General features: G+C 45.4%; 21 protein-coding genes. 10 read left to right on the forward strand and 11 right to left on the reverse strand.

Annotated elements, in window-relative coordinates; translation table 11 throughout:
* Positions 1 to 102 precede the first annotated feature (102 nt).
* Both N4J56_RS23480 and N4J56_RS23485 read right to left on the reverse strand, forming a co-directional pair.
* Positions 103 to 1,371 (reverse strand): IS701 family transposase, encoded by a 1,269-nt coding sequence (locus N4J56_RS23480; RefSeq protein ID WP_317104593.1) that lies wholly within the window; start codon positions 1,369 to 1,371, stop codon positions 103 to 105.
* 515 nt (positions 1,372 to 1,886) lie between these two features.
* Complete coding sequence (locus N4J56_RS23485) at positions 1,887 to 2,228, reverse strand: hypothetical protein (RefSeq protein ID WP_317108641.1); 342 nt, start codon at positions 2,226 to 2,228, stop codon at positions 1,887 to 1,889.
* A 114-nt stretch (positions 2,229 to 2,342) separates the two neighbouring features.
* Between N4J56_RS23485 and N4J56_RS23490 the strand changes: the two genes are divergently transcribed.
* From N4J56_RS23490 to N4J56_RS23510, 5 genes are all read left to right on the forward strand, one after another.
* Positions 2,343 to 3,123 (forward strand): IS5 family transposase gene (locus N4J56_RS23490; protein ID WP_317108642.1). Its coding sequence is split into 2 segments (ribosomal slippage): positions 2,343 to 2,680 and positions 2,679 to 3,123, totalling 783 coding nucleotides; the frame shifts between segments, so codons are not numbered across the junction.
* 300 nt (positions 3,124 to 3,423) lie between these two features.
* Positions 3,424 to 3,747, forward strand: a complete 324-nt coding sequence (locus N4J56_RS23495) for a helix-turn-helix transcriptional regulator (RefSeq protein WP_317108643.1) — start codon at positions 3,424 to 3,426, stop codon at positions 3,745 to 3,747.
* Between the two features lie 2 nt (positions 3,748 to 3,749).
* A complete protein-coding gene (locus N4J56_RS23500) occupies positions 3,750 to 5,042 on the forward strand; it encodes a DUF3102 domain-containing protein (protein ID WP_317108644.1) in 1,293 nt (430 codons plus the stop codon).
* A 10-nt stretch (positions 5,043 to 5,052) separates the two neighbouring features.
* A complete protein-coding gene (locus N4J56_RS23505) occupies positions 5,053 to 5,676 on the forward strand; it encodes a hypothetical protein (protein WP_317108645.1) in 624 nt (207 codons plus the stop codon).
* 246 nt (positions 5,677 to 5,922) lie between these two features.
* Complete coding sequence (locus N4J56_RS23510; RefSeq protein ID WP_317108646.1) at positions 5,923 to 6,144, forward strand: hypothetical protein; 222 nt, start codon at positions 5,923 to 5,925, stop codon at positions 6,142 to 6,144.
* 174 nt (positions 6,145 to 6,318) lie between these two features.
* Here the strand turns inward: N4J56_RS23510 and N4J56_RS23515 are convergent, their stop codons facing one another.
* Complete coding sequence (locus N4J56_RS23515) at positions 6,319 to 6,891, reverse strand: hypothetical protein (protein WP_317108647.1); 573 nt, start codon at positions 6,889 to 6,891, stop codon at positions 6,319 to 6,321.
* A 209-nt stretch (positions 6,892 to 7,100) separates the two neighbouring features.
* On the opposite strand from N4J56_RS23515, the gene N4J56_RS23520 reads away from it, so the two are divergent.
* The gene (locus N4J56_RS23520; RefSeq protein WP_317108648.1) at positions 7,101 to 11,318 is read left to right on the forward strand and encodes a filamentous hemagglutinin N-terminal domain-containing protein; all 4,218 of its coding nucleotides are present in this window, start codon (positions 7,101 to 7,103) and stop codon (positions 11,316 to 11,318) included.
* A gap of 339 nt (positions 11,319 to 11,657) precedes the next feature.
* Here the strand turns inward: N4J56_RS23520 and N4J56_RS23525 are convergent, their stop codons facing one another.
* The 3 genes from N4J56_RS23525 to N4J56_RS23535 form a co-directional block, all read right to left on the reverse strand.
* Positions 11,658 to 12,386 (reverse strand): HAD family phosphatase, encoded by a 729-nt coding sequence (locus N4J56_RS23525; protein ID WP_317108649.1) that lies wholly within the window; start codon positions 12,384 to 12,386, stop codon positions 11,658 to 11,660.
* Between the two features lie 14 nt (positions 12,387 to 12,400).
* Positions 12,401 to 13,279 carry a class I SAM-dependent methyltransferase gene (locus N4J56_RS23530; protein ID WP_317108650.1) on the reverse strand — a complete coding sequence of 293 codons (879 nt, stop codon included), beginning with the start codon at positions 13,277 to 13,279 and terminating at the stop codon, positions 12,401 to 12,403.
* 187 nt (positions 13,280 to 13,466) lie between these two features.
* On the reverse strand, positions 13,467 to 14,669 hold the full coding sequence (locus N4J56_RS23535) for an ROK family transcriptional regulator (RefSeq protein ID WP_317108651.1): 1,203 nt from the start codon (positions 14,667 to 14,669) through the stop codon (positions 13,467 to 13,469).
* A 94-nt stretch (positions 14,670 to 14,763) separates the two neighbouring features.
* On the opposite strand from N4J56_RS23535, the gene N4J56_RS23540 reads away from it, so the two are divergent.
* The 3 genes from N4J56_RS23540 to N4J56_RS23550 all read left to right on the forward strand — a co-directional run bounded on the left by N4J56_RS23540 (position 14,764) and on the right by N4J56_RS23550 (position 18,358).
* Positions 14,764 to 15,432: an HAD family hydrolase gene (locus tag N4J56_RS23540; protein ID WP_317108652.1), complete on the forward strand. Its 669-nt coding sequence runs from the start codon at positions 14,764 to 14,766 to the stop codon at positions 15,430 to 15,432.
* A gap of 200 nt (positions 15,433 to 15,632) precedes the next feature.
* Positions 15,633 to 16,859, forward strand: a complete 1,227-nt coding sequence (locus N4J56_RS23545; RefSeq protein ID WP_317108653.1) for an MFS transporter — start codon at positions 15,633 to 15,635, stop codon at positions 16,857 to 16,859.
* A 317-nt stretch (positions 16,860 to 17,176) separates the two neighbouring features.
* A complete protein-coding gene (locus N4J56_RS23550; RefSeq protein WP_317108654.1) occupies positions 17,177 to 18,358 on the forward strand; it encodes an RtcB family protein in 1,182 nt (393 codons plus the stop codon).
* Positions 18,359 to 18,387: 29 nt separating this feature from the next.
* Here N4J56_RS23550 and N4J56_RS23555 read toward each other — a convergent pair whose 3' ends face one another.
* Both N4J56_RS23555 and N4J56_RS23560 read right to left on the reverse strand, forming a co-directional pair.
* The gene (locus tag N4J56_RS23555; protein ID WP_317108655.1) at positions 18,388 to 19,368 is read right to left on the reverse strand and encodes a glutathione S-transferase family protein; all 981 of its coding nucleotides are present in this window, start codon (positions 19,366 to 19,368) and stop codon (positions 18,388 to 18,390) included.
* 284 nt (positions 19,369 to 19,652) lie between these two features.
* The gene (locus N4J56_RS23560) at positions 19,653 to 19,793 is read right to left on the reverse strand and encodes a hypothetical protein (RefSeq protein ID WP_317108656.1); all 141 of its coding nucleotides are present in this window, start codon (positions 19,791 to 19,793) and stop codon (positions 19,653 to 19,655) included.
* A 43-nt stretch (positions 19,794 to 19,836) separates the two neighbouring features.
* Between N4J56_RS23560 and N4J56_RS23565 the strand changes: the two genes are divergently transcribed.
* Positions 19,837 to 21,267, forward strand: coding sequence for a sodium/proline symporter (locus tag N4J56_RS23565; protein ID WP_317108657.1), 1,431 nt, complete (start codon positions 19,837 to 19,839; stop codon positions 21,265 to 21,267).
* A 39-nt stretch (positions 21,268 to 21,306) separates the two neighbouring features.
* Here the strand turns inward: N4J56_RS23565 and gatC are convergent, their stop codons facing one another.
* The 3 genes from gatC to N4J56_RS23580 form a co-directional block, all read right to left on the reverse strand.
* Positions 21,307 to 21,597 (reverse strand): Asp-tRNA(Asn)/Glu-tRNA(Gln) amidotransferase subunit GatC, encoded by a 291-nt coding sequence (gatC, locus tag N4J56_RS23570; RefSeq protein ID WP_317108658.1) that lies wholly within the window; start codon positions 21,595 to 21,597, stop codon positions 21,307 to 21,309.
* A 101-nt stretch (positions 21,598 to 21,698) separates the two neighbouring features.
* Positions 21,699 to 22,220, reverse strand: coding sequence for a photosystem I assembly protein Ycf3 (locus tag N4J56_RS23575; protein ID WP_015155576.1), 522 nt, complete (start codon positions 22,218 to 22,220; stop codon positions 21,699 to 21,701).
* Between the two features lie 70 nt (positions 22,221 to 22,290).
* On the reverse strand, positions 22,291 to 23,037 hold the full coding sequence (locus tag N4J56_RS23580; RefSeq protein WP_317108659.1) for a sulfite exporter TauE/SafE family protein: 747 nt from the start codon (positions 23,035 to 23,037) through the stop codon (positions 22,291 to 22,293).
* Positions 23,038 to 23,154: the final 117 nt, after the last annotated feature.

Consider the following 23,154-nt stretch of genomic DNA (forward strand, 5'->3'; position numbering starts at 1 on the left):
CTTAGGGCGACGTACTCGGACGGTTTAAACACCAGGAAGACCGTACGAACTGCTTGAAATAGGGCTACAGAGGCACTTTGACTAGTGGGACTTTAAAACTTTCTAAGCCCAAATATAGCCGAACTTAGCTCTGTGAGAGGCAAATACATCAACATGCTCATTAAGCCAGCGGACCAAACGAAACTCGACTGCGGTGCGGAATGCCTCCAATGCTTCGGCAAAGGTTTGTAAGGGTTTGGTTGCCCAACGTCTGCGGAATCCGCCGGTCAACTGATGCCAAAGGATGAAGGTGTAAGCGATGAACACTAAAACCCAATGACGCTTCATACTCAGAGCATCCCGAACTTGATACTCACTCAAACCCAACCAGCCCTTGGCTTCTCGATAGAAGACCTCCACCCAGTTGCGAGCAGAATATGTTTGAGCTACCCAAGCCGCACTGACTTGGTTGTCAGAGGCATTGGTGAGAAAGTAATCCACCTCCGTCGCTTGCTCGAAACTAGAGGCATTGAGTTGAATCGCCAGCCAGCGAGTGCCTTCGAGCTTCGGAACGTGAACTGGTAACAGCGCCACCCAAACTGTCCGGGGCTGCTCCAGATTGAGTTGCACAGGTGTGAACTGCTCCACTGCCAAGGTTTGAGCAATAGCTTCTAATCCCTGCTTACGAGCAGACTCATCACCTGATGTTTGAGCAGTAACTTGGCGGTTTTTGGCGATTGCTGCCACGTAAGTTAGGTTTCTCGACTCCAACTGCTTGAGAAAAGGCGTGTTATTACCGTAGCCTGCATCAATTACAGTCACACCCGGTCGATAACCGCGCTTCAAGCATTGGTCAACCAAGTCTAGAGCCAGGTCAGGTTTTTTCTGGAAGTTGGGGTCTGCCTTGCCTTGCTCGAATAAACTTGCGTGTTGATAGAGTGCAACATCTAACGGCAGACGTCGCACTCCATCATACAAGTAGGTAGTCAGCAGCACAATACCATTGTCAGTCTTGCCAATCTCCCCAATGTACTGCCGTCCTACCCCATCAGTAGCCGCACCACTTTTGCGATGTCCCGAATCATCTACAATCAATGTGAAACCTTGACTCGGGGTCGTCTGGCGACACTGGTGCATCACCTCCAACCGCCGATTATTTAGCTTGACTTCATCCCAAGGGGCATTGTTGAGAAAATGTCTGAGGCTGTTGTAGGAGCCATCTACTGTATTTGTGACCAGTTGGCTCAGGTTTTTGCGCTGACTCTCACCCAGCAGTCCCCCTAGATAAACACGAAATTCCTGCCGCTGCTTCTGACGCGAAAATACATCATCAAACCGACGACACCAGTTCTCAAAGCACTGCGGCATCGCTGCTGGTACTTGATCTTTCACCTTACGTTGCTCCTGTCGAGACTGACGTAAAACGCAACTCCTACCCGCATTCTAGCTCAATTTGCTCCATCTTTCTTACAAAGTCCCACTAGTGGTCAGGACATCAACGTTTAATGTCGCGTTAGTGGCTATATTGACGAGTGTTAGCACTATCCGCAGACCGGGCTGGCAATCGTCGGGATCGACAGACAAGTATTGAACCTCGGACTCAAAAACGTCTTCGTCGTCGATGGTTTCTGGTTCATAGTTATATTCGGTAGCAGAATAGCCGAACGCTTCAATGGTCTGAACTTCATGTAGCATGATATTAGGCTCCTATGTTTGGGCTAAGGCGACCGTTATGTTTCTCAGGCACGCGGTCGCTTTTAACGTTGTCTATTTGGTCTTAAGCTTGCTCAATGTGTAGCAAGTAGTAATCGCCTTTCTGTTGCAGCAGTGAGGGGGTTTTGTTTGTGCCGCCACGAGGACAGCCGCTACCCGTCCGATGTTGGTTGGTTGGGTAGAGGTGTCGCCGCTTAGTTGTTATCGGTATCGGTCGAATTTAAATGTGTAACGCGATATTGGTAAACTTCGCGGTTGCTCCCCGGTGTTATTGCTTTTCCTACGAAAGTCAACCAGCCCGCTTTACGGTTGAGTTGGCTTAACGCAGAAGACGCTCTTGCCTTGCATTTTTCAAAGTCCCAATCTGGGCGTTGAGCTTGTAACAGTGCCGCTACCGTCCATCTGTTATGCACCTCCGGGTTATCCCCTATCAAGTCCCAAACCCACCTCACAGATTTAGCCAACTTAGGGTTCTCTTGCGGCTCACAACCAATGGGAAACTCTAGCTTCCCCAACCCTCGCAATATGTCTAGCACTGCCTTCTTTTCCAACCCCAGCTAAGAGGTCATTTATAAAGAAAAGTTGAAAGCAGCGAGAATGGAGGCAAGAGGCTTTTACTATGACAAGACAGTAGCCCAAAGCATTGCCTCATGAGTAGAAAAGCTTACAAAAGTGATTTAACCGATCGAGAATGGCAAATCATTGAACCATTAATTCCACCTGTAAGACCAGGAGGACATCCACGTACTGTGGATATGCGTGAGGTAGTAAATGCCATCTTTTATTTGCTGAAAACTGGCTGTGCTTGGGAGATGCTACCACATGACTTCCCACCCTATTCAACGGTTTATTATTACTTTCGGCGTTGGCAAAAACGAGGAATTTGGCAGCAGATAAATCTTGCCTTACGTGAACAAGTACGGATGAAGCTGGGCAAATCTCATCAAGCTACTGCTGCAATTGTGGATAGCCAGTCCGTAAAAACGACGGAAAAAAGGGGAAGTATCCGGCTTTGATGGCAGCAAGCTAGTTAAAGGTCGCAAACGCCATGTCGTAGTAGATCCTCAAGGACTACTAATGGGTGTAGTAATCACCGAAGCTAATGCTTCAGAACGATTAGGAGCAATAGTGGCATTGCTAGAAGAGTGCTATAACTCTAAGTCTTTAGAGCTAATTTGGGCAGATAGTGGCTACAGTGGAGAGAATTTTGCACAAGCTGTAATGGTAGTCTGCGGTGCAGAAGTAGAAATAGTTAAGCGGATTACAGATGGGTTTGAAGTTTTGCCCAGAAGATGGGTAGTTGAACGAACTTTTGGCTGGCTAGGACGCTATCGACGACTAAGTAAGGATTATGAACTCCTACCGGAAATAAGTGAATCTATGGTCTACGCTGCTATGGTACGGCTGATGCTGAGACGACTAGCTGCTTGATTTTTACTTTATAAATCAGCTCTTATCCAGATCGATCTCAATGTTTACTCTCATACTTACCCTCCAAGTTTTTGTATGCTTTGTCTTTTGCCGCTTTGTCTAACTTTTGGCTTGGAGGGACGGCTCCTCTTTCCTTATATTTCTATATTATCTCGCTCTGACCGATATAACAATGGCTTAAAACTACATTTTCTTGATCTAACTGCATTTTCAGCCCAGTAACGCAATTATATCGTTTTGACCGATATTTATGTTATATTTGTGTTGTAAAGCAATATATTAAGGAGAGAAATAAGGCTGATGGAAAAGAATATGATCAGGTGGCGATTAAAAGAGGTAATGGCAAGGCATGACATATCGGTGAAAGATTTGGCAGCAGCATTGGATGTGAACCCTACTGCCGTATCAAATCTCCGCAAAACTGAAATGCCGCGTATCAATGGAGCGCAATTGAACGCTTTATGCTTAAATCTCCAAAGACTCAGTAAGCTACCGGAAGCGATTACACCCGCCGATTTAATCGAGTATTACAACGATGACTTAGCTGTCCGTTTAGCCAGACGACAGCAAGCCTCTTTTGAAGAACCTTACCCTCAACCACCTGAATATAGGGGGGGTTTTTAACAATGGAGCTAGATTTCTCGATCAAAGGTAAGGTGCAGTACGACACCACATCTCGCGCTCAAGCCATACAAGAGGCTGTTATGAATGGCGACCGCAACCTCACCAATGCCCTTGAGTGCTTTAAGCGCGCAGGGCAGTTGTTGCTGGAACAAAAACAGGATTGTAAACACGGGGAGTTTCAAAAATGGGTTGAGGATAACTGTGGCTTCAGCTACAGGTCAGCTAAAAACTATATGGAGTTAGAGCAGAATTGGTCTTTGTTAAGTAATGTAAAGGAAAAAGGCAACGGCGTTGCACTTTTGAGTCTCAGGGGGGCATTAAAGCTGATACGGACTTCTAAACACCAGGAGTATAAAGCATTGAACCCCAGCAAAAACGCTGTACGGAAAAGCGAGAAGTATAAAAAAACACCGGATAATTCGCCGTTCGAGAATTCTCCGTTACAAAACTCAACAGTCGAGGCTCAGGCTGAAGTGACCGTTGTTGAAAAAGAAGAGTTAGCCCTAGACACTTATGAACCAAACAGATTCCAGCCGGGGTTTGTAGGAGCGAGTAGAGAGGAGTTGGTGGGTTATATCCGTGAATTGGAAAGCGATTTGGAGCGCGTAGAGGCGGATTTATATAAGTTGGGTGCGGTAGTTAAGCAGATACCGGGGGAAGCGGATATAGCGACGTTAGCGAATCTTTTGAAGGTTAAACCGAAGACTAAAGCCCAGATTAAAAGGGAAGAGAAAAAGAGAAAAGTGGCGTTGGCTCCGATTCTCCCCTGCCCGCTAGAGATGGGTTACGAGAATGCCAGACTTAAAGCGGAGAATGCAAGGCTGAAGGATGAGGTGGAGCGGTTGAAGCCCGTGCCGATCAATGTGGATGAGCTTGGGTCGAGAGAAGTGAAAGGGCTGGCACAGCGATTAGGGTTGAATCAAAATCTTAGTACTGAAGAGACACGGGAACTGGTTAGAGAGGCATTGGCGAATCGTGACAACCTAATCAAAGCGAGACAGTTGTTAGGACAGACCGAGGCGGAAATATTGAAAGCCAAGGTTGCCGAACAACAAGAGATAATAGACCTTTGGCAGCAAAGCCACCAATACTATGTGGGTAAGGGTTCCTTTTGGTTGGTGTTAGATGCTAGCCCTATCGAACCCCCGGACACTATTAGAGCCAAATACAGGCGTTTGATTGGTTTTTGGCATCCCGATCGCAATCCCCTACCTGTCGCTCATGAAATTACTGCCCAAATAAATCGCGCCTGGGCATCTTACGAAAGAAATTACATTACACGCAAACCCGCTTGAGGTATAAAGCATGTTAGCAACGACTTACGAACACCATCCCGTTGCATTCAAAGAGCCACCAAAGCCGCTAGAGTTAGCACTAGCCCTAGAATTGTCCGCAGAATCGGAGCTGGAGCAGTTAGAAGCCACTGTGACCCGGTTAGGTATGAATTTTGTGGATATGGGAGAGGCAATAGAGCGGATTAGGGCGAAGAGCTTATTCAAGGTTGCGGGTTATAAAACTTTTGCCAAGTACGTCTTCGCTAAGTGGGGTCTAACAGGCGGCATGGCGCAGAAGTATATCAAGGCTTCCCGCGTATATCGCACCCTAGTAGAGGCAGGATACGATACCGCTATATTACCCCCGAGTTACTCCCTCTATAGTGCCTGGAGCAGCCTAGACGACGAGGAGATTGCAGTCTTATGGCAAGAGTACATGGGCGAGTGCGATGGCGAACCTTCCGTTACTACTGCCTGGGCTTTCATTAAACGATATAAGACCAAGGAAGCTAAGCCCAAGACTAAGCGGGCTATCGTTACCGATGTCCAGTCAGCAGACATAGTAATGCAACTCGCTAAACAGATGGATGCCACACCCGGCGAAGTGATAAGACGCATGGTCGATCGCCTCATGGAAGATGCCAAACAATACTGAAAACGCAGTACGGCTAAGGTTACGAAAATATCAGGTCGCGCAACCTAAACAGATCCGTAGCGTAAATGCTGTACCAACTTTCTCAGTAATGGTTTGTTGTGCCTCCTAAGTCTTAAGGTATAGAGCGGACTTGATATTTGTATCCTCGCACACCGCCATATTCATCTCCAGTCGGCTATATATCGATCGAAGAATAAATAGGGTGCGCGATCGCTGAGTCATGATAATCATGTGTAGGAGGAAGTTATGAACTTATGTGTAGATGGGTGTCAAACGGCAAAGGACAATTTAGACGAGTGCATTAGCGAGATGGGTATAGCAGGGGTGTTAGAGTACCTCAGCGACGTTGCCGAGGAACTATCCGACTACCAGCCTAGCGACGGATTGAGCGCGACTCAAATCGCTTTCTACAAGAGTTTAGCGACCCAACTTAGAAAGATTAGCGAATACGCACTCGTTTACTTTTAGCGCAGTAACATCAAGTCATACTGAGATTATTGGTATGGCATTAGGGTGTTTTCGGATAAGAAGTGTTGACCTAACCTTTAGAGTACAGCAACCCTGAATATCAATATTTACGGATGGTTTATTGTAGAGGGCGTTTTAGGGTTAGGATGCAGGGCACTAGTTTTACGGTTCTTCTTAGTAGACCTCAAAAATAGTGCCCTGCCTTAAAAGAGCCGCAGTAAGGGTTTCGGGCGTTTTACGTCGAAAATTTGCACTATTTTCTGCATTATTTTTTGCCATACTTTTGCGCTCTAGAGCCGACAGAATCTCGCGGCGCAATCCATCCCCGTAGTATTTGCCCTCGATACTGTATGTCCGATTCCCGTTGGATTTCTTTTCGAGTAGTTTAGTGCCAAGCGTGCGCCCTAGTATGTCGTTAACTAGCGCTATTTCCGGCGTAGCGGCAGTTACATTGACCCCCAATACCTCCCGTAAGTGGCTGCTTTTACGTAGTTTTTCTTTTACTACCTCGACTTCCGGCGATTTGTTTGTGAACTCATTACTAGGGTCGAGAAAGACATCGATGTTGAGCTTTTCTAGCGCTTTGAGTTTTAGTCGCCGGGTGTTAACATCGTTATGAAAAATGGTGTCTCGGCGGTATTGCTTCATCCACCCCTTTCTCCCCTGCTCCTGCAACACTTCCGGGTGATCTTGCAGCCACTGATTCTCAACACCCCTCAACCACCGCCCATTGCCTGCTACTTTCATCGCCTAAATCTTGCTCGTTCGATTAAATTACAAAGTATTGTTTCATAGAGCAGGAAACTAAAAGTATTGATCTATCGCTATTTAAGTAGGTTAGATCGAGCTACATTACCTATTTCTCTCTAGTTGATTTTTTCTCCGCAAGCATTTACAGTTGTTGATGATTCGCTGTGTGAAACTGATTTAGCTCAATAGACAGGATAGATCTGCGGATGTCTTTAATTCTTAAGTGCTGGGCAGTACGGTTAGGATTGGCTGGCACAGCAATATGGGGCATAATCGCGTTTTCGAGTACTGCGCTGGCTCAGGTTGTTCCAGACAATACTGTCGGTTCTGCTGTCAGCGGTATTAGTGGCGGCGAGCAGACAATTACTGGTGGAACTAGGCAGGGTGGGAATTTATTCCACAGTTTCGATCGGTTTTCTGTTCCGACCAATGGAGCAGCTATTTTTAGAAATGATTTAGATATTCAAAATATTCTTAGTAGGGTTACAGGCGGCTCGATTTCTAATATTGATGGCTTGATTGGAGCTAATGGTGCGGCTAATTTATTTCTACTCAATCCCAACGGCATAGTTTTCGGTCAGAACGCCAGATTGAACATTGGCGGGTCATTTATTGCGACGACAGCTAGCAGTATCAATTTTGCCGATGGGACGCAGTTTAGTGCTACGCCAGGTACGGGTGCGCCGTTACTCACCGTCAGCGTTCCCTTGGGTTTGCAGTTTGGTACAAGCCCTGGAAATATTATCAACCGTGCTAACGGCGTAGGTTTGCAGGTAGGTGCTGGGAAAGCTTTAGGATTAGTTGGTGGTAATGTTAACCTGGAAGGCGGACGGTTAACCGCTGCGGGTGGACGAATCGAACTAGGCGCAGTCACCGCACCAGGAGTTGTAGGAATCAGTCCAGATAACAGTGGTTTTCGCTTTAGTTTCCCTACAGATTTAACTCTGGGAGATATATCGCTGACAGCAGATGCATCTGCATCACCACCACGACCAGCGTTGGTTGATGTCAGAGCTGGAGGCGGTGGTAGTATTGCTGTCAATGCCCGTAACCTGAATATATTTAGCGGTAGCGAACTGCTTGCTGGCATCCTTCAAAATCGAGGTTCGGTAGATGCTGTGGCAGGAGATATAGATATTAATGTCAAAGACGCGATCGCAATCGATAGTTTAGGAATCAATGATTTTCGGAGTGGTATCTTCAACAACGTAGAAACAGGCAGTACGGGCAAAGGTGGCAATATTAATGTCAAGACTGGTTCTTTGCGCCTCAGTAACGGTGCTGTGCTTGTTGCAAACACTCAAGGTCAAGGCGATGCTGGTAGTCTTCAAATCACTGCTACTAACCCAAACGATTCGGTCGTGTTTGAGAGTGGTTCGTTTATCCAAACTGATTCCTTTAGCCAAAGCAATGCTGGAAATGTCACCATTACTGCTGACGGTCGAGTATCCTTTGTTAACGGTGGAACATATAGCCGTGCTGTGACAAGTGAGGGTCTTGGTAAAGGTGGTAGTATCACGATCCAAGCGCGATCGCTCTCTTTAGATAGGGGAGCGCAAATAAACACTAGCGCCTCTGGACAAGGAGATGCAGGCAATCTCACTATTACTGCTAACGAGGGCGTTTTCTTGGATAACAGCAGTAGTATTCGCAGTGCAGTGGAGTCAACCGGTGTTGGTAAAGGTGGAGATATCAATGTCAAAGCGCGATCGTTCTCTTTGAGTAACAAAGCGTTTTTGGCAACTTCAACTAGCGGGCAAGGCAATGCTGGTAACATTCAAGTTAATGTTATTGATTCCCTGAGTGCCAGTGGCAGCTCAATTCTGGAAGCTGATTCTTCTGGTATAGGTAATGGTGGAAATGTCACTATTACAGCTGGTGGCTCTGTCACCTTTGATGGGATAGAAGATGAAGGTGTCAGCAGTGGAGTAGCCAGCAGACTATTTTCAATCCCGGAATTGCAACAAGACAATTCAACGGAACAAATTCTTCAGGTTGCCAAAGATCGCCGGGGTGGTGATATTACTATCAAAGCGCGATCGCTATCTTTATTAAATGGGGCGCAAGTAGGGGCAAGTACTTTCAGTCAGGGAGATGCTGGCAACGTCAATATTGATGTTAGTGAAACTACCCTAATTAGTGGTTTTGCTCAAGGCTTGAATAGTGGATTATTCAGCAACATACAGCAGGGAGGTGACGGCAAGGGCGGCTTCATCAATGTGAAGACTGGCTCTTTGTCTCTAAGTAATAGTGGAAGCATTGCCGCAGATACGTCTGGTATTGGAGATGCAGGCAATATCAGCATCATTGCTGACGGTGGACGCATTGCAATAATTGATGGTGGTCGCATTGTCAGCCGCGTGCTGCAAACAGGGACAGGAAGAGGCGGCGACATTACTATCAAAGCGCGATCGCTAGATTTGACTAATGGTAGTTTCTTGAGTACTAGCACCTTGGGTCAAGGAAATGCCGGAAATGTCTTTGTGCAAGTCGATGAATTGATCGATCTGGCAAACAGCAGCTACATCTTTAGTAATGTAGAATCTGGAGCTGTAGGTAATGGTGGTACGGTTGAAGTCAAAGCTAATTCTCTATCGTTAACCGATGGTGCTCAAATTCAAGCACTGGTGCGTGGAACTGCCGATCCACTTCCTGGCGGACGTGGAAATGCTGGAAAAATCAACATTGAAATAGATGATACTTTTACTGCTACTGGAGCGAGTCAAGATGGATTATTTCCCAGTGGAGTTTTCAATTATCTAGATTCTGGGGCAGTGGGTAAGGGAGGAGATATTAATATCAAGGTTGGAACATTATCCTTAGAGGATCGCGCTCAAGTGAATGCCAATACCTTTGGTAATGGAGATGCAGGAAACATAAACATCACTGCGGACGATCGCATTTCCCTAGATAACAGTTTGATCTTCAGCGATGTGGGACAAGGAGGCAAAGGTAAAGGTGGTAATCTCACCATTAATGCGGGATCGCTGTCTCTGAATAATGGAGCGGCATTGACAACTTCAACTTTTGGGCAAGGCGATGCTGGCAATCTTCATGTAGATGTTACTGATTCTATATCTGTCCGTGATGGTTCGGCTCTGGCAGTTGACTCCTATAGCACCAGTAATGCAGGCAGTATTATCATTACTGCTGGCGGTGATGTTTCTTTTGATAAGGCAGGAAATGAGGGGTTTGTTACTGGAGTATTTGGTAGATTGTTCCAAATTCAAGAGTTACAAGAAGATAATCCTAATAGACAAATTCCCCAGATACCAAGCGATCGCAGAGGCGGTGATATAACTATCAAAGCACGATCGCTCTCTATAGCCAATGGTGCTCAAGTGGGTGCAACAACCTTCAGTCAAGGCAATGCAGGCAACGTGAGTATAGAAGTGAGCGATACTGTCTTCATTGATGGTGTAGGTAGATTTGATAATGGAGTTGATCGAGGAATCTTCAGGAGTGGAGTTTTTAATAATGTGCAACAGGGAGGCAAAGGCAAAGGTGGCAACATCAATGTCAAAGCTGGTACTTTGTCTCTCACCAACAGTGGCACTATATCTGCTAGTAATACCCTTCAAGGTGAAGGAGATGCGGGTAATATTACCATAGACGTTCACACCCTTAACTTCAATGGTGGTGTAGTCTTTGCCATTTCTGAGTCAGGTAACGGTGGAAATATCGAATTGAATGCTAGTAAAAGCTTGAGGTTACGCAACGGTAGTCAAATCTCCACCTCAGCAGGAGGCACAGAACAAGGGGGAAATGGTGGCAACATCACTATTAATTCTCCCCTCGTCATCGCCAATGCTAATGGCAACAATGACATCACCGCTAATGCTTTCCGTGGTAGCGGGGGTAGAATTGAGATTAACGCCCAAAGTATTATTGGATTGATACAACGCAGTCGCCCAGATCTTCTATCGTTAATAGGAACTGACACTCCCACAGAACCAAACTTTCTCACAGGGTCGGTCACCAATGATGTAGCGGCAATCTCTCTCAGCGATCCTTCCTTTAGTGGCACTATTAGCTTTAATACTGCCGATATCGACCCCAGCCGCGATATCGTGGAACTACCTACAGGACTAGTCGATGCTTCTGCTTTAGTCGCATCAGGCTGCCCATCTGGAGCAGAAAATCGCTTTGTTGTCGCCGGACGTGGGGGCTTACCTCCTGCACCTGGGGATAAACTCAGCACTGATGCCCTCCTCACCGATTGGGCGACTCTAGAAACACCGGAAACTGAAAACCGTGCGGCGGTAGAACCTGCCACCCGAGAAACAGTCAATACTACAACCACTCCCTTAGTAGAAGCTACTACTTGGCAATTTGGCTCCAAAGGCGAGATTATTCTAACCAATGCTAATCCCACCACACCAAATCAGTTTGAAGCAACCCCTAGCAACTGTCCCAGTTCATGACTACACGGCAGAGGCGGCGTGAAACTGTTACCAATAAGCAAAGGGGCATTTACCGATGATGAGTTGTACGAGGCGCTGATAGGTTACGGATGGAGGTGGCACGTAAACAGTAAGGGCTATGTTGCTGAAGATGCGGCTTGTGCTTTCAACAAAGCAGCTCTTGAGTATCACGGTAAGTATACCCAGCTAAATAAAGTTTTGTGTAATTTTGACGGTGTAAGTGCTTGAAAACCTTACTATAGCGGTGCGATCGCAGCGCTCTACCAACTGAGCTAATTCCCCGTACTAATTTTAGATTTTGGACTGCTAGTCTCAAATTCCTATATGCCACTTGGTATTTTAACATTCAGCGACGGTGGCTTGTGAGTTTGCTTTGGCAAGTACTTGTTGCACCCATTCCAAATCTAACTGGTTAAGGTAATCTACAGCCCAGTTTGCTTGACGTTGTATCATGTGAAATGGATAGGTATTGGCAACTCCAACAACCGGAATTTTTGCTGTCTTCGCTGCTTGGATTCCTGCTGGAGTATCTTCGATCGCAATACACTCTCTTGGCTGCAACCGAAGTTCGGGATAGAGTTGGTTGAGGCGTTCTACTGCCAACAAATAGCCATCTGGTTCTGGTTTACTGGTAGTAATATCATCGCCAGCAACTAATATAGAAAAGTATTGTGTCAAATTCAAACGCTGCAAAACTAATTCAATTTCCGATCGCATCGCCCCACTGACAACGGCTAATTTAAACTGTTTTGTATAAGCTTGAACGATTGCATCTTCTAAACCTGGATACGTAGGTAAGTTAGGAATTTTTTCTAATTCTTGCTGGTATGCCTGCGCCTTGCGCTGCATTAATTGGAGTAAATACGTCTCGCTCACAAATCGACCTCGACGTTTGAGCAATTCAGCTAAACAAACGCGATCGCTTCTCCCTAGACAAAATTCTTCAAACTCTCCCGGGATTGGGCGTAAATTCTCTTCAATTAATAACTGTTCGATCAGTTGTTTATGAATTGGTTCGTCATTAATAATAACGCCATTAAAATCAAATAAAACTGCCTTTAATGCCATATTATGTTATTACCTTAATACCCAGGAGCCGGAATCCATTCTTCTGTTATTACCATATCTTCTTCTGTCTCCTGTCTCCTGTCTCCTGTCTCCTGCATCAAAGGCTTAATTCCACGAGTTACTTGATTGACTAACCACACATCATCAGTCTGCACTGCTGCAAAGCCTGCTTTATCCATCCAGGCATCCAAATTTCCCTGCGCAAATTCTCGAATGTATGGTTCCTCAAACACATTATTCAACCAATCGAGATGGCGTAAAGTCTGCTGATTGCCATCCAAAACGATCGCCTCGCCACCTACTTTAAGCAATCGAAAGCTTTCCCGCAAGATTGCTTGAGTCACCTGTACTGGTGTTTCGTGAAATAACAAGGATATCGTCACCAGATCGAAACTGGCAGCTGGTAGTTTTGTCTCTTCAGCATTTCCATGCAGCCATTGAATAGATAATCCGGTAGATTTGGCTTTGTCTTCTGCCCTGACTAGCATGTATGGTGATAAATCTAAGCCGATAACTTCTGCTTGGGGAAAAGCCTGTTTTAACATCAGCGTCGTGGAACCAGTACCGCAGCCTAAATCTATAATTCTGCTTGGCTTAACGCGAATACGTTCTAGCAATCCTTGACGGACTAGAGTTTCATTAGGTAGCAGGACGTATTGAGTAATTGGATCGTAAGAAACAGCTGCACCAGAATTAAGATATCCGCCCTTAATTCCGTGAAAATTTTGACTGCTGTAGTATACGGGAACCTCGACCTCTGGACGGCGAAAGCGATCGCTTTCTTTCTCCCAATCTATACTACGGGCGTATCGCTTTAACTCCTCTTCGTCAATAAATAAACGCACGACAGGCGCTAAGAACTGTTCCCAAATTGTATCTTGACGCACTGCCATAAGTATGCCTCGCTGGAAGAGTAACTGCGATCGCGACTTGCTGTTTCTATTTACAAATTTTAATACATTCTTTTAGTTATCAGTTGTCAGCGACCAGCGATCGGTAGAGAGTGGAGAGTGAGTAGCGAGAGATCTAATAACTCCTGTCTCCTGAGTTTTCACTTTTGACTTTTAATTTTTGACTTACTTATCCAGCTAACAAAACTAAATCGGGAACTTGAAAGAGTGACTGATAGGCAAGTACAGCCCCACCAATTGCTGCTGCGTCTTCGCCAAAAGTTGATACGTCAAAATGGGCTTTCGGATCGCTGAAAAATCCACCATTACCATTACCAGGTACGTAGTCTCGCAACATCGAGTCCAATTCCTCTTTAACGTGAGGAACCAATACAGTTAGCGGTCCGCCGATCGCAATTCGTTCGGGATTGAGGATATTTGCTAAGTTGATTAATCCCCAGCCTAATATCTGCACCCATTCAGACACAACCGCGCGGGCGAGGGGTTCGTCTTGGCGGAAATGTGCGACCAAATCGCCAATTTCTCCTGCTTGTCCTCCCCGTTGGCGATAGTTTTGCAGCAACGCCTCTCTACCGACAAATGTGCCTAAATCGCCGCAGCCAGTTGGCATTGGTAAAATTGCCCCGACTTCCCCCGCAGTACCATAAGCGCCGCGAAAGACGCGATTGTTCAATACGATTCCCGCCCCGATCCCTTTATTAATTAATAGATAGAGCAAACTATGACACTGCATGGCACTACCTAGATACACCTCTGCTAAAGCGGCGGCGTTCGCGTCATTATCTACGAACAAAGGCAATTGAATGTGAGGCTGAAGATAGCGACGTAGATCGACACCTACCCACTGCAAAAATGGCGAGTAGATGACCACACCTGCTAAGTTCATAGTTGCTTGGATAGCTAGCCCAATTCCTCGCGATCGCTCTTGTTTGGTCGGATCGGACTGCTGCACTTGCTCAACTAATTCTACGAGTTGGCTGAGGACAATTTCTGGTTCTCGACTACCTATTAGCGGTGCTTGAATGCGGTTGACAACTTGGGCAGCTAAATTCAACTGCACTACCGTTAGCTGTTCGTACTCGATCGCCGCACCGATAAAAAATGCCCCGTCAGGATTCAAACTCAGTCCGACTCCCGGTCTTCCTCCTCCAGTAGGCGCGATAATTTCACCGCTTTCTTGAATTAAGCCCTGCGAGATTAATTCGGCTGTAATTACGGTAACAGTCGATCGCGTCAGTCCTGTGGAACGAGCAATCTCAGCCCGAGTCATTGGCGCACGGCATCTAAGAAGTTCCAAAGTGCGGGCATAGTTGATTTGTTTTAACAGTGTTGTATTGGTGGCGATCGATGGTGAATGTCGATCTGCGGTCATTTTTCTAATCTTTAGTAAGTTTGTTTTTCTAACAAACAAAATAACATTATAGAGACGATACGTGTAACGTCTCTACGAGAACGGAGAAAAAGAGATGAAAAGCTTCGACTGTGAGGCAGTCCTATTTGACCTCGACGGTGTATTGGTGAATTCAAATGTAGCTGTAGAAGGACATTGGCGTAGGTGGGCGCAGCAGCACGGTTTGGATGCAGAGGCAATTTTGAAAATCTCTCACGGTCGTCCGGCAACAGAGACAATTCGCGAAGTTGCGCCGCACTTAATTGCAGAGGAAGAAGGGAGAGCATTTCTGCAACGGGAGGCGGAGGATTTAGCTGGCGTGGTGGAAGTGGAAGGAGTCGCAAATTTACTGAATTCATTACCAGAGCGGCAATGGGCAATTGTCACGTCAGGGACGCAGGCGATCGCAACCAACCGTTTGCGTCATGTTGGTTTGTCCGTTCCCAAAGTCATGATTACGGCAGATGATATTAGCCGTGGTAAGCCCGATCCTGAAGGATATCTCAAAGCAGCATCAAGGTTGGGTGTCGCACCAGAACGCTGTCTGGTAGTGGAGGATGCTGTGGCTGGTGTCAAAGCGGCACGGGCAGCGGGAATGAGTGTGGTGGCGGTGGCGACGACTTATCAGCCAGCAGATTTAATTGAAGCAGATGCGATCGTACCTGCTTTGGTAGGGATGGCGATCGAGCAACAGGTGATGGATGGCGATCGGGTTGAGTTAAGGGTGTTGTTAGCAGAGGCGTGAGGAAGTCGAAAGTTGTAGGGGCGGGTTTAGTAAACAGATCGACCACTGAAACAGTGAATCTTTGGTTAAAACCCGCCCGTACCTAAGTTGGCACAAGTCGGAAGTTGTAGAGGCGGGTTTAGCAAACAGATCGACCACTGAAACAGTGAATCTTTGATTAAAACCCGCCCGTACCCAAACCAAATAAATGCAGGGGAGATATGGGTGATAAGCGGGTGTTAGGCAAAAATGTGAAGCGATCGCACTCAGGGAAAGAGGCGGTTTGGTTTGGGGTGGCGATCGCCTTTTATGCTTTTGTGGCGATCGCGGTGGCAGAGGCGGGATTGGGGGTTTTGTTACCTTCGATTCTGGAGGCATACAATTTAAATCCGGCAACTGTGACGCTGCTGTTTATCAGTCAGACGGGTGGTTATGTTGTGGCAGCGTTCTCTAGTAGTCTGATTAGCAGCCGTTTGGGATTGGCACGGATGCTGTTGGTAGCGGCAATGTTGCTGATGGGGGCGCTGATAATATATGCGTTGAATCCGTTTTGGTCGGTAATGGTGGTGGCTGGCGTGCTTCTAGGGTTGGGAATTGCCCTAATTGATGCTGGAATTAATACTTTTATTGTGGATAACCAACGGACTAACCATCTGGTGGGAATGCTGCACGCTTTTTATGGAGTTGGTGCATTGTTAGGTCCCACGATCGCCACTTCGCTACTAGCTTTTGGGTTGAATTGGCGATCGATCTATTTGGTATTTGCAGGAGTGGTAGGGCTGTTGGTGGTGGCGGTGGCTATAGCGATCGTCCAAAATTATCGACCGATGACGCAGAAAATAAATGCTTCTGGGACGAGTGCTAAGGCTAATCTCCGCATTGCTTTACAGACACCTGCTGTCCTGCTGACAGGTTTGCTGTTGATGGTTTATGTGGGTGCAGAAGTTTGTGTGGGTAACTGGGCTTACTCGGTGCAAAATCTCAGTCGCGGTATCCCGCCAATAGTTGCCGGATACAGCATTAGCGCTTACTGGCTGGGACTGACAATTGGGCGTTTGAGTTTGGGATATTTCATACGACGACTCGGTGCAGTCCGCACGTTGGATATTTCTCTAGTGGTGCTGAGTATTGGTTTACTAGCTTGGTGGCTAGTACCAAACCTATCTTTAAGCTTACCGCTGATTGGTTTTGGCTTTGCAGCGATCTATCCAGCAACAATTGCCTTATTACCACAGAGGATATCTCCTGCATTAGTCCCAGCCGCGATCGGTTTCGTGTCGAGTGTCGCTAGTTTAGGTGCAGCCAGTTTACCAAGTGCAGTCGGTTGGATCGCCTCCCGTACTAGTTTGGAAATTATTCCTGTGTTAATGATGCCTCTAGCCCTAGTGATGGTAATTGTACATCGATGGCTAGTAGGAACGGGGAGCAGGGAGCAGGGATCGATGTAGGGGCGGGTTTCACCCAAAATCCCTGCTAACAACGAAGCAGTTTAATAAACCCGCCCTACCAGCCATATTCGTACAGCAAAAGTTTGACGAGGTTATTTAACAAACCCGCCCTAGCAGCCATATTCGTAAGGATTATCTAATTGTATTTTTTGTAGTACAATGTATTATACGAAATGAACTTGCGTAAGCTAAGTTAGTAATCTCCCCTGTAGAAATAGTCAATCTGGCAATCAAAAACCAAAGTATTCTGTAGGGGCGCGCAGCCGTGCGCTCTGACCGATACGTCAGACATTTTGCCTTAATTTTTAACTAAAAATATGCCATACGAAAAACTAGAAATTAATACACCAGCGCCCGTACTTTCTTGGGCAAATCATGCCTTAGGACATGAAGAAACCCAAATGGCGAAGAACGTGGCATCGCTACCATTTGTATTTAAACATGTCGCATTGATGCCCGATGTCCACTTAGGTAAAGGTGCTTTAGTCGGCTCGGTTGTAGCAACTAAAGATGCAATTTTGCCTGCGGCTGTGGGGGTAGATATTGGTTGTGGCATGGCTGCCATTCAAACTCCATATCATGCCGAACAATTGGAAGGCAAGCTAAAGAAAATTCGATTGGATATTGAAGCATCAATTCCAGTCGGTTTTAATGAAAATCAAGGTGTGGAAAAATCTGTCACCAACTGGCAACGTTGGAATGATTTTAAAGATCTACATCGCGGGGTGCAAGACTTGCAAGGAAAAGCCATGAAACAAATGGGTTCTCTTGGCGGTGGCAACCACTTCTTAGAAGTTTGTCTCGATACTGAAGATCGAGTTTGGTTGATGTTGCATTCTGGTTCTCGAAATATCGGCAACAAGTTGGCACAGTGCCATATTAATACTGCTAAAGAACTAGCAAAATTAGCAGGCGATCGCTTGCCCGATCCTGACTTAGCTTACTTTATTTCCGGTACGCCAGAGTTTGCTGCATATTGGCGAGACTTACAGTGGGCGCAAAACTATGCCCGTGTCAATCGTGACGTGATGATGGCACGCTTTAAGCGAGTCGTGGAAAAACATGTAGCTGGTGGTAAGCCATTCAAGCCTCTATTAGAGGTGAATTGCCATCACAACTATGCCGAAAAGGAAGTGCATTTTGGCGAAGATGTTTACGTCACTCGTAAGGGTGCGGTAAGGGCGCGGACTGAAGATTATGGGATTATCCCTGGTTCAATGGGTGCGAAGTCATTTATTGTCAGAGGTAAAGGTCATGCTGAAAGTTATTGTTCTTGCAGTCACGGCGCGGGACGTTTGATGTCTCGTAAGAAGGCAAAAAATGTCTATACGCTTGACGATTTGATCGAGCAAACGAAGGGTGTAGAATGTCGCAAAGATACAGGAGTTTTAGATGAGATTCCTGGGGCATACAAGCCGATAGACGAGGTGATGAATAATCAGTCAGATCTCGTCGAAATTGTAGCAACCTTAAAGCAAGTTGTGTGCGTCAAAGGTTAATGTAAGGTGGGCAATGCCCACCCTACTTTTTAAACTGCAACTGCAACACCTATTTCATTACGATTGTGGGGAGCCTCAAAATCAATTATTGGTCCTTTAGGCACGATGCGAGTAGGATTAACTTTGGGATGACTCCGATAGTAATGTCTTTTAATATGATCCAAGTTGCAAGTTTCTTTCACTCCTGGTTGTTGGTACAAGTCTTTTAAGTAGTTCCACAAGTTAGGATAATCTACAATCCGGCGTAAGTTGCATTTGAAATGGACGTAATAAACAGCATCAAAACGCAGTAAGGTTGTAAACATACACCAATCGGCTTCGGTAATGCGATTACCACATAAATAACGTTGCTTAGATAAAACATTTTCCCAACGATCTAAAGCCTCAAATAACTCCGTTACAGCCTCTTCATAAGCCACTTGTTGAGTGGCAAATCCGGCTCGGTAGACACCATTATTAATTGGTTGGTAAATCTCATCGATAGTTTTGTCTATTTGTGTCTGCAAATCTTTGGGGTAGAAGTTGACATTCTTAGTCGCAATATCGTTAAACTCAGTATCAAACATGCGAATAATTTCGCGAGATTCATTATTTACAATTGACTGAGTTTGCTTATCCCACAACACGGGAACAGTTACCCGTCCGCTATAATTTGGTTCGGCTTTTAGATAAAGTTGCCAAAGATATTGCGTCCCGTTAACAGTATCGGGAATCGCTCCAGGTTCGCTACTAAACTCCCAACTATTTTGGTCAATTTCTGCTGCTACTACAGATAATCCAATTGCATCTTCTAGTCCCTTCAGACGACGCATAATTGCCGTTCGATGTGCCCAAGGGCAAGCCCAAGAAATATATAAGTGATAGCGTCCTGCTTCTGCTTTAAAACCACTCGAACCATCAGCAGTAATTTTATTGCGAAAGGTAGTAGAAGGGCGGATAAATTTCCCTTTGTTATCTTCTTGTTCCCGTTCAGAAATCCATTTACCGTCAGCTAGAATACCTAAACCCATCGATCGCACCTCTTGCGAATTTGTATTTGTGAGTTTCTAAGTTCGCTCTTCATACATGCTAAACCAAGAAAGCAAAGTCAAAAATCAAAAGGCAAAAGTCAAAAGTCTGCTTTTATTTTTCAACAGCTATCAAGGCATAAAAATGCATCTATCTTATGGTATAAACATTGAGATTGAAATGAAGCAAAGTTGAAATTCAAGTGTATGGTGGGCAATGCCCACCTAAATGTTCAAATTGCGATCGCCATTTACCTTCTAACCAAATCAGGAGTTGATTTTCACTTTCACTCAGAAGCAGGATGTCCTAAGATGTAACAAAAAGTAAATTTATCTGCATCAGCAACCCCTGATAACCGATCGCTGACAACTGTACTGGCGGGTTTAGTAAATAGATTAACCGCCTCAGTAAGTAAATCTGCTATCAAATCCCGCCCCTACGATAACTGATAACTGATAACTGATAAATCTATGAGCGATCGCATATTTATTGCAGCTGCTTTCATTGTTTTTCTAGCTCTAATTATTGGCGTTGGCATCTACTCGTCAACTCATAAGAAAAATACAACTGCTGACTACATCCTCGCTAGTCGCGGGGTAAGTCCTTGGCTGACAGCGCTTTCCGCTATGTCAACGGGTCAGAGTGGTTTGTTATTTCTCGGTCAAGTTGGCTTTGCCTACACAGCCGGAATTTCTGCTATTTGGTTAGTTATTGGTTGGGCAATAGGAGACTATCTCGCTTGGTTTTTATTTTTCAAACGTTTAAGAAAAAGATCTGAAGAAACAGCATCGGATACTGTTTCTGATTTCTTAGCGCAAAACACTTCCGGCGCTCGTTGGATCTCGATTGTCTCAGGCATAATTATTGTGGCTTTTCTCGGTGCGTATGCAGCATCGCAACTCGTAGCAGGTAGCAAAGCACTGAATGTCGTCTTCGGCTGGGATTATCGTCTAGGAATTATTCTCGGAGCAGTAATAGTTGTTATCTACTGTTTTTCTGGCGGCGTGCGTGCAGAGATTTGGACGGATGCAGTCCAAGGGATAATTATGATTGGTTCGTTGCTGCTACTACTATCCGTAGCAATTACCGACTGTGGTGGATTTGGGCAACTTTGGACTAGATTGGGCGCGATTGATGCCAAGCTAATTAATTTGAGTCCATCTAATCTACCATTGGGCTTTTTGCCCTTTTTTATTGGTTGGATTGTGGCTGGATTTGGTGTAGTCGGTCAACCGCATATCTTAGTCCGAGCAATGGCAATTGACTCGCCCGATAATGTCAATAGGGCGCTGAATATCAAAACCCTTGCTAGTTTAACCACATCTTTTTCTTCCATTACCATCGGCTTAGCAGCACGGGTGTTGTTACCCGACTTGATATCAGGTGGCGATCCTGAGTTAGCATTGCCGTATTTAGCAGAAGAATTGCTACCCGCAGGCTTTGTCGGACTGATGCTAGCCGGAGTCTTTGCTGCTACTATGTCTACTGCCGATTCTCAAATTCTCTGCTGTTCGGCGGCGTTGACTCAAGACATCGCGCCTCAATTTGCTAATTCCTATCGAATTGTCAAGTTAGGCACTTTAACTGTCACTGCGATTGTTTTGAGTATTGCTTTAGTAGGCGATGATAATGTGTTTCTCTTAATTACATTTTCTTGGTCGGCTTTAGCTTCGGGTTTAGGTCCACTGTTACTATTGCGAGTTGGGCAATTACCCGTCAGTACGCCTGTAGCACTGTTAATGATGGTTGTTGGAATTACTACTGCAATAAGTTGGAACTTGGTATTTAAGTTATCTTCCGTAGTTTACGAAGTTCTACCAGGAATGATTGCAGGTAGCTTAGTCTATGTCATAGCGCGATTGCTGGCTTCTAAGTCTAGATCTAACCAGCATAAGATTTAGAATGCCCAACTAAACTATTCGATTCATGTGACGAGAGAATTAGGCTTCGTTGAGGATCTTGGGGACTTTGAAAAATTCCCCATCCTGTTCTGGGGCGCTTTCGAGTATAGCTTGGCGATCGCCGTACGGTTCTAGTTTATCCGCACGGGTGATGTTATTAGCATCAATTGCCCTCATGGTTGGAGGTACGTCAGTTACGTCAAGTTCGCTCAACTGCTCGAAATAATCCAGAATGCTACTCAATTGAGTGGTAAATTGTTCCTCCTCTTCGGGAGTGAGTGCTAGGCGTGCGAGATGGGCAACTTTACGAACTTGTTCTTTGTCGAGCATGAAAATAGTTGTTGGTTATCGGTTGTTAGTTGTTGGTAGTTGGTAGTTCCTAATCGCTAATTGTTCATTGCTATTAGCCACTAGCAATTAGCCATTAACCATTAAAAGTAAATATCTTTTGATAAACGTCCGGTGGTTTTGAGCCAGTTTTGTGCTTCGAGATAGTTGTTGGGATCTATTTGGATAGCGCGTTTCCAATAGTCAGCGGCGAGATCGAATAAACTATCGGCACGATCGCTATCTCCTTCTTCTTTGGCTTTTTCCCCTTGAAAGTGATAGATGACAGCCATGTTATTCAAGGCTTGCGTCATGTTGGGGTAACATTCGAGTGCTTTTTCGTAGTACTCCAAAGCTATCTCGTGTTCGCCATTATTTGTGTAAATTAATCCCATGTTATAGAGAACGTAGCTGCGATCGTAGGGATCTTCTTCTAGTTCCAAAGCCTGTCTGTAGTTGTCTAAAGCTTCGGCATACTCTCCAGCCCCCTGAGCAGACATACCATCGCGGTAATAGACAAAAGCTTCTTTAGCTTTTTTATTGGTAGGCAGAATCTTCAGAATGATATCTGCCATGACGGTAAATGTTTTATCTACAAAGTTGTCATTACGCTGGCTTCTTGGCATATCGAGTCCGAGCTACCGTTTGGTGTATCGCTTTTGCGATCTATCTTAACGTGAGTGCGGCAATCTTATCTCATTGCAACAAAACAGCAAAAAATTTTCTTTGATTCCACAATATTGATAAACCGCTAATCGTTATCAGCACGGTTACAAACTTGTGAAACTGCTCGTCACTCATTTTCTGTAAAATTTGCTGTCCTACCCAGTTCGCCGGAATTGCTGCCATCCCAATGACTAATCCATACCAAAGATACGATTGTGTAAATGCTCCCAAGCTAGCATAGGTACACATTTTGGCTATATGTACTACTAAAACGTGGGCGGATTTCGTACCGATCATTTTTTCTTTAAATAAACCGTAATTTAAATACAATGGATTTAAGATTGGACCAATACTGCCGAGCAAGCCAGAGAGAAAAGCGTGAAGAAAACCGGCAGGCAAGAAAACCCAACCCGAGACTTGAAAAGCTGATTTTCTCTCGCCTACAAACAAACTAAAAGCAGAACTCACTAAAAATAGCCCTAGCAGAGTTTGTATCCACTCTAGATGGGTTTGAGTAAACGCGATCGCACCCAAAATCGCCCCTGTCACTGCACCAGGCAAATACCACCAAGTTAGCCGCCAATCTATATCTCGCCAAAAAACAAAAACTCGCTGTAAGTTCCCCAATAACATTCCTGTGGTCACGACTGGCGGAATAGCTGGCGTTTCCAGCAGGAAGTTTACCATCGGAATAATAATAAACGGACTTCCCCCACCAGCTAAGCTACTAATAACCCAAGCAACAAAGCTCGACACTGCTAACAGGAAAACCGTCATATAGGCGATCGCCTTTAATAAATCTTTATAATCTTAAATATTTACTTTAACTCCTTACGCGCATCCGTTGCTACTAGAATCTGCACTCTTTACGTTACTTTAGCCAGAGGCAGACAC

Origin of the sequence: Chroococcidiopsis sp. SAG 2025, from assembly GCF_032860985.1 — a bacterium.
In the GTDB taxonomy this organism is placed as follows: domain Bacteria; phylum Cyanobacteriota; class Cyanobacteriia; order Cyanobacteriales; family Chroococcidiopsidaceae; genus Chroococcidiopsis.